The organism is Chitinophaga niabensis, from assembly GCF_900129465.1.
GTDB classification, from domain to species: domain Bacteria; phylum Bacteroidota; class Bacteroidia; order Chitinophagales; family Chitinophagaceae; genus Chitinophaga; species Chitinophaga niabensis.
The window spans coordinates 1626445-1639475 of sequence record NZ_FSRA01000002.1; the positions used below are offsets into that span (position 1 = coordinate 1626445).

Annotated in this window: 12 protein-coding genes; 6 read left to right on the plus strand and 6 right to left on the minus strand. The window is 45.5% G+C overall.

The features are described from left to right. Nucleotides 1-3 precede the first annotated feature (3 nt). Together BUR42_RS23875 and BUR42_RS23880 are read left to right on the plus strand one after the other, a co-directional pair. A complete protein-coding gene (locus BUR42_RS23875) occupies nucleotides 4-1911 on the plus strand; it encodes a hypothetical protein (protein WP_143197562.1) in 1908 nt (635 codons plus the stop codon). Nucleotides 1912-1927: 16 nt separating this feature from the next. Then, nucleotides 1928-3484, plus strand: coding sequence for a T9SS type A sorting domain-containing protein (locus tag BUR42_RS23880; protein WP_143197563.1), 1557 nt, complete (start codon nucleotides 1928-1930; stop codon nucleotides 3482-3484). A 3-nt stretch (nucleotides 3485-3487) separates the two neighbouring features. Here BUR42_RS23880 and BUR42_RS23885 read toward each other — a convergent pair whose 3' ends face one another. From BUR42_RS23885 to BUR42_RS23900, 4 genes are all read right to left on the minus strand, one after another. Further along, entirely contained in the window at nucleotides 3488-4111 is a 624-nt protein-coding gene (locus BUR42_RS23885) for a hypothetical protein (protein WP_074242087.1), read from the minus strand. A gap of 9 nt (nucleotides 4112-4120) precedes the next feature. Next, nucleotides 4121-4987: a hypothetical protein gene (locus tag BUR42_RS23890; RefSeq protein WP_074242088.1), complete on the minus strand. Its 867-nt coding sequence runs from the start codon at nucleotides 4985-4987 to the stop codon at nucleotides 4121-4123. Between the two features lie 70 nt (nucleotides 4988-5057). Continuing rightward, nucleotides 5058-5771, minus strand: coding sequence for a DUF2589 domain-containing protein (locus tag BUR42_RS23895; RefSeq protein WP_084185786.1), 714 nt, complete (start codon nucleotides 5769-5771; stop codon nucleotides 5058-5060). Nucleotides 5772-5809: 38 nt separating this feature from the next. After that, nucleotides 5810-6292, minus strand: a complete 483-nt coding sequence (locus BUR42_RS23900; protein WP_074242089.1) for a DUF2589 domain-containing protein — start codon at nucleotides 6290-6292, stop codon at nucleotides 5810-5812. Between the two features lie 288 nt (nucleotides 6293-6580). On the opposite strand from BUR42_RS23900, the gene BUR42_RS23905 reads away from it, so the two are divergent. Both BUR42_RS23905 and BUR42_RS23910 read left to right on the plus strand, forming a co-directional pair. Next, nucleotides 6581-7378: an SDR family NAD(P)-dependent oxidoreductase gene (locus BUR42_RS23905; protein WP_074242090.1), complete on the plus strand. Its 798-nt coding sequence runs from the start codon at nucleotides 6581-6583 to the stop codon at nucleotides 7376-7378. A gap of 94 nt (nucleotides 7379-7472) precedes the next feature. Continuing rightward, nucleotides 7473-8759 (plus strand): MFS transporter, encoded by a 1287-nt coding sequence (locus BUR42_RS23910; RefSeq protein ID WP_074242091.1) that lies wholly within the window; start codon nucleotides 7473-7475, stop codon nucleotides 8757-8759. A gap of 1 nt (nucleotide 8760) precedes the next feature. Here the strand turns inward: BUR42_RS23910 and BUR42_RS23915 are convergent, their stop codons facing one another. Then, the gene (locus BUR42_RS23915) at nucleotides 8761-11124 is read right to left on the minus strand and encodes an ABC transporter permease (RefSeq protein WP_074242092.1); all 2364 of its coding nucleotides are present in this window, start codon (nucleotides 11122-11124) and stop codon (nucleotides 8761-8763) included. A 217-nt stretch (nucleotides 11125-11341) separates the two neighbouring features. Between BUR42_RS23915 and BUR42_RS23920 the strand changes: the two genes are divergently transcribed. Together BUR42_RS23920 and BUR42_RS23925 are read left to right on the plus strand one after the other, a co-directional pair. Continuing rightward, the gene (locus BUR42_RS23920) at nucleotides 11342-11839 is read left to right on the plus strand and encodes a hypothetical protein (RefSeq protein ID WP_074242093.1); all 498 of its coding nucleotides are present in this window, start codon (nucleotides 11342-11344) and stop codon (nucleotides 11837-11839) included. Nucleotides 11840-11844: 5 nt separating this feature from the next. Then, on the plus strand, nucleotides 11845-12201 hold the full coding sequence (locus BUR42_RS23925) for a DUF1801 domain-containing protein (RefSeq protein WP_074242094.1): 357 nt from the start codon (nucleotides 11845-11847) through the stop codon (nucleotides 12199-12201). Nucleotides 12202-12255: 54 nt separating this feature from the next. Here BUR42_RS23925 and BUR42_RS23930 read toward each other — a convergent pair whose 3' ends face one another. Further along, nucleotides 12256-13026 carry a hypothetical protein gene (locus BUR42_RS23930; protein WP_074242095.1) on the minus strand — a complete coding sequence of 257 codons (771 nt, stop codon included), beginning with the start codon at nucleotides 13024-13026 and terminating at the stop codon, nucleotides 12256-12258. Nucleotides 13027-13031: the final 5 nt, after the last annotated feature.

A 13031-nucleotide genomic window follows, 5' to 3' on the forward strand; every position in this document is an offset into this window, starting at 1 on the left:
GTCATGATCATAAATAGAGCATGCTACCTCTTTTTCATGTGGATGCTGCTGTTGCTGGGACCAGTTGCGCAAGCCCAATTGAAATTAGGTTCTAATCCGGCTATCATCAATAAATCTTCTGTACTTGAACTGGAAAGCAATGTACAGGGATTGCTATTGCCCCGTATCCCGGATACTTCTGCTGTTACGCTTACCACGGCTCCTAATGGCATGATCATTTTCTTTACGCCGGATAATAGTTTGATGGTCCGTAAAAATGGTTTCTGGCGAAGGGTGATCGATTCGGCCAATTTATCTTTTAATGGCTGGGCTTTAGGAGGTAATGCTGTTCCCGGCATAAGGAACTTTGGTACCACCAGCAATTTTGATCTGCCCCTGATCACCAATAACCTGGAAAGGATGCGCGTAACGAATGCAGGGAATGTTGGAATAGGTGTTAACGCTCCTGCTACAAAATTGCATGTGCAGGGAACCAATCCCTTAACACTCATTGGCGTGCAGGAAGGAACGAGTACCTCAGCAGATAGTTTGCTAACCGTTACCAGTGGCTTGGTGAGAAAGATCCCTATCTTATCTTTCAATGGTTGGGCTTTAGGTGGAAATGCGGTACTCAGTGCCCAGAACTTTGGCACCACCAGTAATTTTGACCTGCCGGTGATCACCAATAACCTGGAACGATTACGTGTTACAAATGCAGGGAATGTGGGGATAGGCACTACTGCTCCTGCCACAAAACTACATGTACAGGGTGCGAATCCACTTACACTTACCGGTGTGCAGAATGGTACCAGCACCTCTGCCGATAGTCTTTTAACTATCACGAGTGGCCTGGTAAGAAAACTGCCAATAAATTCATTCTGGCGTACTACCGGGAATAGTGGTACCAGTGGTGCAACTAATTTCCTTGGTACAACGGATAATATCAGCCTGCGGTTCCGTACCAATAATGTGGAGCGTATGTATATAGACAGTGCAAGAGGATTGATCGGCATCGGTACCAGTGCGTTTGATGCCACCTATCCTGAAAAGGTATTGATAGATGCCGGCGTTACCAGTTCTGTAAATGCCCTATACCTCAAAGGCTCTGTTAACAATTACTTCCAGGTGAATATCAGGAACCTGGGCACCGGTTCGCAATCCAGTTCGGACTATGTGGCTACTGCTGATAACGGAACGGAAACTACCAATTTCATGAATATGGGGATCAATGGTTCCCAGTATGTGTATCAGTCCGGCAACCCTATTGAAACAGGTAAAGCCAATGATACATATGTGCTGGGTTCAGGTAATGACCTCTACATCGTGAATAACAATACGGCTAAAGATATGATCTTCCTGACGGGAGGTACTGCCACAACAAATGAAGCGATGCGGATCATGGCCAGCCGGAGAGTGGGTGTTGGAACCAATGCGCCTTCTACTCAATTGCATATTAAAACGGGTACAGCCAATGATGGTGGTTTGAGAATGGAGAACCTTACCAGTGCTTCTACGATCACAAGTAGTGCAGGGTATCTGGGGGTTGATGTAAATGGGAAGGTGGTGAGAACGAATACCCAGCCAGTTATTTATAGTGGAGGGGGAGGTACTTCCGGAACTGGCGCAGCAGCAACTTCCGATGTTGTTACGAAAGTATGGATAGGCGATGTTGCTAATACAGGAGCAGGTTTAACAACGATTACTTTTCCTTCGAACGTGGTGTTTGCGAATATCTTGAATATACAGGTAACTGCAAAGGCAACTGTTGCAGTGGATGGAACAACTGCTCCAATTGCAACCGTAACTGCCAGCACGTTAACAAGTGCAACTGTGCGGGTAATGGAAAGTGCTCTTGTTATTGTTGGCGGACAGGGCCTTGAACTACATACAATCACCTCCACAAGAATCTATATCCGTGTTGAAGGCAATTAAAATATCACTCCTCTTTTTGCTCGCAGCGTATTCCGCGCACGCGCAAACCGGCGTGTCCATTCCAGCCAACGCAGATATTATGGCCCATAAAACAGACACTATCGCCATCTTCAGCGATGTACAAAATCACGGCCGCTTCGGTTCTATGAAAGGCGCAGTGGTGATGTTCTTTGGGCAAAAATGGAAGAATGACGAAACCTCACTTTTAACCGATGAACATGATTACAATGATACGGTAGCCGGTTACGGTGGTAATTTCCGTTTCATGCAGCAGGGTTCATCTCCGCAATACATCTATGGTGCATACAATGCCAGTACCCGCAGTGGCCCGAGCTTTCCGAATATAAGTATCAACAATCCCTTTGGTGTGTTCCTTGACGATCTCAGCGATCTGAAGGTCCGCAATACCCTGAATTTCGAAAACGGGCACCTTCATCTGAATGGCTGGAACCTTGTAGTAGGTGATCTTTCTCCCGGTATCATTTCAGGATATTCGGATAAACGGTTTATTGTAACGGGTGCTAATGTGGGCGGTGGCTTTTTATACAGGGAACATATTACCCCACAGGATAAACAGGTGATATTTCCAATAGGTACTAAAGAAGGGAGTTATAGCCCGCTCGCATTGCAGAACCTGGAATTCACTTCAGAGGATTTCCGGGCACGTGTGTTCGACAATGTGTACAGGAATGCAACATCCGGCAGTATCCTCTCCGGCAACAATGTTTTAAAAACATGGAACCTCGCCAATAACGCCAATAGCAGTAATGTATTCGTATGGTTGCAGCACGAAGCAAAGGACGAAGGCCCTGCATTTACCCTGCTCCGGGAATTCAGTTTCATTTCCCTGTACAGGAACCCCGGCGGCTGGGATACCATTCCTCCAGGCACAGTGGAAAATCCGGGAAAGTTAACTGCCGGCCCGCTCAGCCTGAGTTCCTATACCAACACCAGAACTTTTCCCGGCGGCTTAGGGACCAATGTTTACTTTACTAAATCCGCGCTTTTTATTCCCAGGGCTATCAGCAGCCTTGGCTTTAACGCATTCCGTGTAAGCCTGCGTATGGTGGAAACCAACTGGGCAGCATCCAGGGAAGTGAACATCCTGCAATATGAACTGCAGCGCAGAAGGGAAAACGAAGACAGTTTCTATACCGTAAAGGTGCTTTCTCCTAAAACTCCCCGGGGCACAGTGAACACGGGCGTGCAATATTACACAGTGCCGGACGATAATTTCTATGATAACTGGACCTATTACCGCCTGAAGATCCTGGGACTCGATGGCCTGATCACTTATTCAGAGATAAGGAAAGTGCCCTGGTTCTACGAGATCAAAGTATCTCCCAACCCTAACAACGGTCTTTTCTACGTAAGCTTATACGGTTTGCATAAAGCGGTGAGGATGGAAATGTATGATATTGCCGGCAGGCTGCACAATACACGGATATTGACGGACAACAATACACGTATACAAATGAGCAGACTCCCGGCAGGGAGTTATGTACTGGTGTTCTACGATATGGAAGATAAAAGTAAACTGCTGGACAGGAAACAGATCATCATTCTGAAATAACGCCTATCTCTTCAACTGCAACACCGAAGGCTTCGGTTTCTTCAGCCCTGCCTTCAGCATGCTACCGATCAGTTCTTCCAGGAGTAGTAAAGCATCATAGATGCTGACACTCATCAGCACCCGCCGTTGCGCGAGTGCCAGGTTGCCATCTGTAGACAGTAACTTCCATAACTTTTGCAGTTCTGATTCCGTGTTAGTGGAATCCAGTAAGGTATCCGTGAGCAGGCCTCCCTGCAAACCTGCCAGTAAGATCTGGGAGATCATATCACGGGCTTCCTGTAATTTATCGGTGCAATAGCTATAATCATTCCGGAGCAAATGCTCCAGTGATTGCAGTACTTTCAGGCATATGCTTGTTCTCATTTCCCCTTTGCGTACCAGCACCTTTTCGTACGTGAGGGGATGAATGTTTTTTTCTACAGAGGTCAGTTCGGCTCTCAGTACCTGCAACTGGCTTTCCTTATCGGAGAAACCACCTTCCTTATATACTTTGATAGCATTGTCCAGCAACTGCTTCAACGCTTTGTCTGTATCGTAATCCTTTTTACTGAATTTTTCAGACACATTGTTGAAGGATACCAGGAGTTGGGCGAACTGTTGTTTGTCATTAAAATAAAATCGCTGCATAACACTGGTTTATTCAAATTCCACCAATAATTCCTCTTTGCCGGTTTCTTCATTTTTAACCGTTTTTACAAAAAGTCCTTCTTCCATGATCTTGGCTTTTATGGTAAACACGGTGGTGTCGCTGCTCCCGCTCTTCACAAGATTAGTTTCAGGGTTAACGAGTAAATTTTCCATTTTGCTTGCAGAGACCATAGTGTTTTCTTTGATCTTCTGGATGACTTCGTTGAGCATGGTCTGGAATAATTCATTGTTGGGGTACTGTGCTCTGTAAGCACTCTGCAGGCCGTATTCGTTTATCTTGGCATTGAAGATCTCTGCAAGTGCCAGCAGTGCAATGTTATCCGGTTTGGCAGGGTCCTGGCTTGTGACCAGCTGCTGGTAGAACCTGGGCAATGCAGGATGGTCCATTACATTTACAGCGGGTGGTTGCGGAGAACCGTCCGGTAGCCGCGCTACTTTTTTGTTCTTGCCTTGCAACCTTGTGATATTTTGTGGTGGCTTGGACAAGGCGGTTTCGTAATAAACGGGTTTAGTGAAAACTTCATTATTGATACCGGTATAGTCGGTTTCAACATTGCTGCTTTTGATCAGAAGGGTTTGGATAGCGGAGTTCACTTTCCCGGCAACATACTTTTTGAATTCCTCCTCCTGCATATTGAATAACATGGTGGTGGAGAATTTAGCAGAAGAGATCAGCACGGGAATAGTGAGTTCCATCTCTGGTATTTTGAAACGTGGAACAGAAAAATGCTTAAGCACTTCATCTTTTGAATAAGCGATGGCGAGGTCTTTGGATACTTTGTCTGCATGGTCTCTTGCCCTTGTGATCTCAGAGAAGATAAAGCCTACATAGTCTGCCAGTGTAATATTAGACATATCGGTGATTGTTACAGGAATAATAAAATGGTATCTGAATGCTGCACAGCATCCAGATACCAGTATGTACTTATGCGGAAAGCATCCCGAGGATCTTCTCCAGTCCGGCAGGCATTTCGTCCTGCACTGCTTTTACATTTACGTTGAGCGCGAACTCTTTTTTCACTTCAACGCCGGTAACGGACTTACGTTGATAAGAGGCCGATGCCTTAAAGCTTACAGGGCCCCAGCCAACTGCTAATTCCGCTTTGATGCCCAGCTCGTCAGACACGCTGGAAGTTTCAACGGAGTTCAGCTTTGCGTTGAAGTCGATCACTACGTGTTCGATCCGCAGGCTTGGGATCGGCAGCATCGCCAGCAGGGGAACTTTTAAGTAAGTCTTTTTGTTGATGGGAGAGCCATCATCTTTTACATCTACTCTTTCATGTGTAAAATCCACCATAACCAGTTCTTTCTTACCCATGTCGCTTGTTATAAAGCCAACTGAGTTGATAAAGTTAATGGTGGCCAGGGAGCTTTGTACCTGTGCATCCACGCAAGCCTGCAAGGGTGCGCCGATCATTTTTTTGAAGTCGATGTTGTTCAGTTCAGAAACGAGGCCCGCAGGATTTGGACCAGCTTTGGATACCATACCTCTGCCTGCGGTTACAGCTTTGGATAGTTTTTGGGTAGTGGCGGCTGCAAGTTCTGCAGCAGCTTCAACACTTGGAACGGGAGAAGCGACAGTAGTTCTCCGCGCTACTTTTGGCCGTGGGGTGCGGCTTTTAGGATTAATCTTTGCCATTGTTTGGACATTTAAGTATGAGAAAAAAAAGATGGGTTTTATGGATTGGGAATATTGATCTGTTGAATTAATTCCGGGGGAAGTTCGTCCTGCACTGCTTTCATCTCTAAGGTAAAATGGAAAGAGGCCCTGGTTTTTTCTTTGCCGGACTGACGTTGATAACCTGCGGACATTTTCATACTAGAGCCTGTGGACCTTGCATTAGGGGCGGTTTTTTCAATACCGGTCAGTTTAACATTGAAATTGATATTCACTTCTGCTATACGCAAACAACTAACAGGCACTAAGGATACCAGGGGCACTTTGAGTTCTATCTTTTTCCCTTCCCGGTAATGAGAAAAGTCTACCGTGGCCACCTGTGCATAATCGGTGAAACTTAACTTTTTGACAAGTTCCACCGCAGCCAGTGCAGATGCGGTTTGTGCATCCATCATAGCCTGCAGGGGGCCTGCTATCATACGCTGAAGGGTCATCTGGTCCAGCGAAGGCTGAGACGCTGATGCTTCTTTCTTTTGGGGCATACATAAAAGTTTACTTGCCTGAATGGGAGACCATTCATGCATGTTGAATCTAATAAGTCTTTTAGGAGTGTGCTGCTATTATATGGTAACGGGGCATCGGGGTATTAAACAGTTCAAAGCAAATCACAATAATATATCGATGCTTTATAAATTGAAAAACAATATTATAAAACAATTAGGAATCAGGCAAATAAATTTTCTATGTCACAATTCCCCCGAAGATTGCCTCTTTAGCCCCCCATGAAGTTTAATGAATCCCTTTAAGTTTGTAATTCAATCGGAACCATTATGATATTACAGAACAAACATGCCGTGATATATGGCGGTGGTGGTGTAATCGGCAGCGCCGTAGCACTTGCATTTGCAAAAGAAGGTGCAAAGGTTTTCCTCACAGGAAGAACATTACCAGCACTCGAAGCCGCCGCTAAGAAAATAAAAGATGCGGGAGGTGATGCAGAAGTAGCTGTGGTAGATGCATTGAACCAGCAATCCATAGAAGATCACCTGGCTGCCGTGTATGCAAAAACAGGCAGTATCGATATTCACTTTAATGCAATAGGTGTAGTGCATTTGCAGGGTATTCCTTTAGTAGAGATGTCTACGGAGGATTTTTATCATCCCGTCCATACTTATGTGACCACTAATTTTTTAACTACCACAGCAGTGGCACGTTATATGATAAAGAACAGGTCTGGCGTGATCCTTACCATTACCACTCCCGGCGGATTATTAGCAAATGGGGTTGCCGGCGGTTTCGGAGTTTCCAATGCAGCTGTGGAAAGCCTTACCCGTAATCTTGCCGGAGAGCTGGGCGCTTACAACATCCGCGCTATTGCACTGCGATCAGATGCCATCCCTGAAACAGTGGACAATGGATCTCATGCCATAGAAGTATTTGGGCACCGTGCGGAATTAATGGGCACCACATTGAAAGAATTGACACCACACATGGGAGAGGGTGCCATACTAAAACGGCCACCTACTTTGGAAGACCTGGGAAATACAGCAGCATTCCTGGCTTCTGATAAAGCGAAAGCGATCACGGCTACCATTGCAAATATCACCTGTGGCTCAATTGTAGGGTAAATAACGATAGTCATCGCCCAATACTATTCGTCATCGGTAGCACGGGCTAAACCATATTTTACGCTATTTTGCACCAGGTCAAGAATACACGCTTATGAAGGTCTTTTATGCTGTATTAGCGAACTCGCTCGTTGCTTCCGTTACCAATACATTCGTCTGGTTTGCCGTTACTTTCTGGATCTTCCTGCAAACGAAATCTGTATTGGCCACTTCCGTGATGGCGGGTATTTATTTTGGAACAGTAGCCCTTTCCGGTTTCTTTCTCGGATCACTGGTAGACAGGTACCGGAAGAAAACAGCCATGCTCATTTCCAGTATTGGCTCGCTCACTTTGTATACTATTGCTTTTTTATTATATCTCCTGGCACCGGCTGGCGCTTTTACCAAAGATTCCAGTGTATTGTTATGGGTATTTGTTTTGCTAACGTTATTCGGGGCTATCATCGGAAATATCCGGTCGATAGCCCTTTCTACTGCTGTTACTTTCCTCATTCCCGAAGAAAACCGTGATAAAGCAAACGGCCTGGTAGGCAGCACAACCGGTACGGCCTTCCTCATATCTTCCATCATGAGCGGTATGGCTGTTGGTTTCCTGGGAATGTTCTGGACGCTTGTAGTAGCAGTGGGATTAATGCTGCTGGCCATCCTGCATTTATGGACCATTCCCATGAAGGAGAATGAGATCGTTCACACCGTACACGAAGAACCCCAAACAGTGGACGTTAAAGGAACCATCAAAGTCATCAAACTTATTCCCGGTCTTTTTGGTCTCATCTTTTTCAATTGCTTCAATAATTTCCTCGGTGGTGTATTTATGTCGTTGATGGATGCATATGGCCTCTCACTTGTATCCGTTCAGGTATGGGGAGTACTCTGGGGAGTACTGAGCTTAGGTTTTATTATCGGTGGCCTGGTGGTAGCAAAAAGAGGTTTGGGAAAATCCCCCCTGAAAGTACTTTTCCAATGTAATATGCTGATGTGGTTTATCTGCATCTTCTTCACCATACATGCCAACATTATCCTGCTGGCAGTGGGCATGTTTGTATACCTGTGCCTGATCCCCGTGGTGGAAGCTGCGGAGCAAACCATCATCCAAAAAGCCATTCCGCCTGAAAGGCAGGGCAGGGTGTTTGGTTTCGCCCAAAGTATTGAACAGGCAGCATCTCCCATCACTGCTTTTATGATCGGCCCGGTTGCACAATACATTTTCATTCCGTTTATGACCACGGGCGCGGGAGTTGAGCTTATAGGAGATTGGTTTGGTACCGGTATGGCCAGGGGGCTTGCCCTGTTGTTCTCCGTTACAGGGATCATCGGTTTCATCGTCACCATCCTGGCTATGCAAACCCGCTCCTATAAAAACCTGCTGGCTTTGAAATAGATCATTCTGCTTTTAAACTATGAACAGGATTGGCCACCACAGCTTTGATGGTTTGGTAACTGATGGTGAGTAAAGTGATCAGTAATGTAGCGATACCCGCTGTCAGGAATATACCCGGGCCAATGGGGGTACGGTATGCAAAGCCCTGTAACCAATGGTTCATCGCCCACCAGGATACTGGTAAGGCTATTATAATGGCAATAAATACCAGTTTCAGGAAATCCTTAGATAACATCAGGTACAGGTTGTTGGCGGTTGCACCCACTATTTTCCGGATGCCTATTTCTTTCTGCCGCCTGTGCGCTGTAAAAGCAGCCAATCCAAAAAGCCCGAGGCAGGAAATGAGGATAGCCAGTCCTGCAAAATACCGGGAGAGGATGGATACTCTTTTTTCCGAAGTATACATTCGCTGGAAAGTGTCATCCATGAAGCTATAGTTGAAAGTAAAATCGGGATTGAACTGTTTGTATATTTTTTCTATCCCAGCAATGGTTTCTTTTTCCTTTCCTGCTGTAATGCGTGCAACTATCCTGCGGGAATTAGTGTTGAGCTGTATAAACAATGGCTTTAGCGGTTCATGTAACGATTCGTAATGGAAATCTTTCACCACGCCAATGATCGTTCTGTTCTCTCCCCAAAGTTTTATTGTTTTGCCAATAGGATCTTTCATACCCATGAACCGGATCCCTGTTTCATTAAAGATAATAGCATTGCTGTCTGAACCGAATTGCGGGGAAAAGCTGCGCCCTTCTTTCATTTCAAATCCAAGTGTTTCGATCATATCATAATTGGCCCCAACATTTTCGAACTCGGTTCTGTCTTCAGGGTCCTTACCTTCCCAGATCACACCGGAAGTACCACCATCATGGCCGGTTAAACTATGGCCTATACTGGAGGCTATCGTTACACCGGGAACTTTCCGCACTTCGGAAAGAAAGGTTTGTAAATTTTCGCTGTTATTCAGTTTTCCATCCTTGTTAAAACTAAGCACGTTCTCTTTATTATATCCCAGCGGCCTGGATTGTACATATGCGATCTGCTTGTATACTACCAGCACAGATACGATCAGTATAACCGACAGGGAAAACTGGAATACCACCAATCCTTTCCTTACCAGTATTTCCCCTGTGGAATTCCTGAGTTTCCCTTTCAGGATAACAGCAGGATTAAAACCTGAAAGATAAAAAGCGGGATAGCTGCCGGCAATAAGTCCTGTGAGTAAAGCAATACCTAAACTGGAGAGGATAAGCCGTGTATCTGGCACAAGCGTTAATTGTTTACCTGTGATAGCATTAAAAGACGGCAGGCAGAAAAATACCAGTACAAAGGCCAGGAGGAATGCAAAGAAGGTCATCAGCATGGATTGCCCCAGGTACTGCATCACCAGCGATCTCCTGTTGGCGCCCATCACTTTTTTAACGCCCACTTCTTTCAGCCGCTGTGCTGCTTTAGCTGTTGAAAGGTTCATGAAATTGATGCAGGCGATGATAAGGATAAAAATAGCGATCAGGGAGAACATCCGTACGTAATCTATCCGTCCGCCTTTCAATACGCCGTTTTCATATTCACCATATAAATAGACCTCAGCGTATCTTTTAAGGAAGGGTGTTCTGTGTTTAGCTTCGTTATTGGTTTTGGCCATAATGAACGCAGGGAGTTTTTGATCCACGCTGGCCGGGCTCATTCCCGGCTTTAATAATACATAGGTGCGCGGCCCGGTGTTAAACCAGCTGTCAATAGAGCTGTTCTGGTCCTTCAGAATATCCGTGGAGAGCACACAATCAAACTGCTCAGATGCATTTACCGGCGGCCTCCTGAAAATAGCAGACACGGTGTATTGTTTGTCGTGCTGGTAGATAAGCGTTTTCCCGATCACACCTTCTGTGGTGTTAAAGAGTTTATGGGCCAGTTCATCAGAGATGGCGATTGAATTTTTGTCCGGCAATACCTGTTGCTTGTTCCCCTGTAGGATTTCGTAGCTGAAAACATGGAAGAAATCCTTGCTCACATACCTTCGCGCACTTCGTATTTCGCTGGTACCGTCCACTGAAAGAGAGATATCGTCTGCTTCACTTGTTGTGGTGGCATATTCAACTTCCGGCATCTCTGCAGCCATTGCCGCTGCGGTAGGAAAAGAGGAAGAAGGGGCCGTCCAGATCCCATCTGCCTTTTTGCGATGCTCCATGTACTTATATAGCCGGCTGTCGTTTTGATTGAATTTGTCAACACTCAATTCATCACTTACCCAGAGATAGATAAATAGCACACAGGCTAAACCGGTGGAAAGGCCGAGGAGGTTTAGCAGGGTGAACTGGCGGTCCTTCTTTAAGCTGCGCCAGGCGATCTTGATGTTGTTTTTCAGCATAAGGGGGAAATTAGTGCAAAAGCAACTGCTAATTCAGTACCATACTTTAAAGACCTTGATAACCAATATATAATGGTTGCGCTTTATCGCCAAATTGTCCGTTTTCGATACATGATACGTTCAGATGTGAACATGACGCATACAGCCCCTTTTTTGGCGGGATAGGCCCCTTTATGAGCCCTTGAATAAAAGTACATTGCATTAAAATATTCAGACCATGGGAACAACAACAGTAAGCACCAGGATGATCGGCATTTTAGCCATGTATGATCTGCAAACACCTTTTTTGAACAGTGTGCTGGAAGGCATTTCGGATGAAGATGCGCATAAGCGCCTGCACCCAAAAGCAAATCACGTTGCCTGGCTGGCGGGCACACTTGTACAGCAGCGTTATGACCTCGCCGGGTTATTAGGTGGAAGTGAACACCGTCAGGCCGCTAACGATCTTTTTAAAGATAACCAGGGTATAAAGGATGGCGTTACTTACCCTTCGCTCGAATCTTTCAAAAAGGACTGGGCATTCATTTCTCCTGTTACCAGGCAAGTGCTCGTAAACGTAACAGACGAAAAGCTGAACAGCCTGTTTGAAGTACCGGGCATGAGTTTCCCTTTCTTCGACTTTATTACTTTCACCAGTTACCGGGAAGCAAATTGCATTGGCCAGATCGCATTATTGCGTAGATTACTGGGATACGAAGCAATGAAATACATGTAAGGGGAATGGAAGTAAACGAATTCATGCAAAAACTGGAGCATCCTCTTAAAGCAGAGGTAGAAGCGCTCCGTAAGATCATCAGGGAGGCAGATCCTAAAATTGCCGAACGCGTTAAATGGAATGCGCCCAGCTATTATTATAAATTAGACATGGCTGCCTTTAACCTGCGGCAAACAAAGTTTGTACAGCTCATCCTCATCTTTCCGAAAGGATTGATCAAAGATACTTCCGGGTTGCTCCTGGGAGATTGGAAAGACAGAAGGGAAGCTCGTTTTGCAAATATGGAAGAGGTGCGCGCAAAAGCGCCGGCATTAAAAAAAGTAGTGCGGGAATGGGTGAAGCTGGTGGAGCAAACGTGCTAATGTAACAAGCACGCTGGCTCCTCCGGCTTATTCCTGCATAAACATCCGGTCACATTAATTCAACTCCTTCAGCCATTCCTGTGCAAATGCCCTGGCTGCATTGACTGTTTCTTTACCACTTCTGAAACAAAGTTTCCACTCATAACTTTTGGCTTCCAGCTGAGGATCTGCAAATATTTTATGATCGCCTTTTTGCACGAGCTGTGTATTAAAGTCGATATCGGACGTAAGGTCCAGGAAGGCGTTTAACCGTACTTTCAGTAATGATTTTACAGTGGCCGGGTTTTCTTTTTCAAAAGTTTGTAATGCCGCCTTATATTCTTCCGGTGTCATCTCATTCATGGAAGTAATACTTACCATGTACATATCATGACTGGGATGTTTGGGGTCCTGCATCGCGGCCTGTTTTTCTTTCAGCAGGTTAATGGAGGCTTTAAAGATATCCCGTGTTTCGGGTGTTGCCTTTGTTGCATCCTTTTCCGCTTCTGCAATATCCACTTTGAGTTTTGCAAGCTCAGCCTTTAACGCTTCTTCTTTATTTACAGGAGCTTTAGGTCTTACAGCCTCTCTGCTGGAAGCATATTGTTTAATAAAGGCCGGAGAGGCCGTGTATTTTTTTATATACGCGCCAATGGCCCTAACTGTTTCGGCCCGTTTCTCCGGAGCCAGTTTCTTCAATGCAGCAGAAGAGGGGAAATCAAGTTTACCATCTGCCAGGTCACTGAAAATATATTCCTGTGCTTCTTTTTCCGGAATATTGAGCGGCTGGAAAGGATCTGACACTATCATGGCGGTTATAAATACCGCGAAAAGTAACTTTGCCATACGTA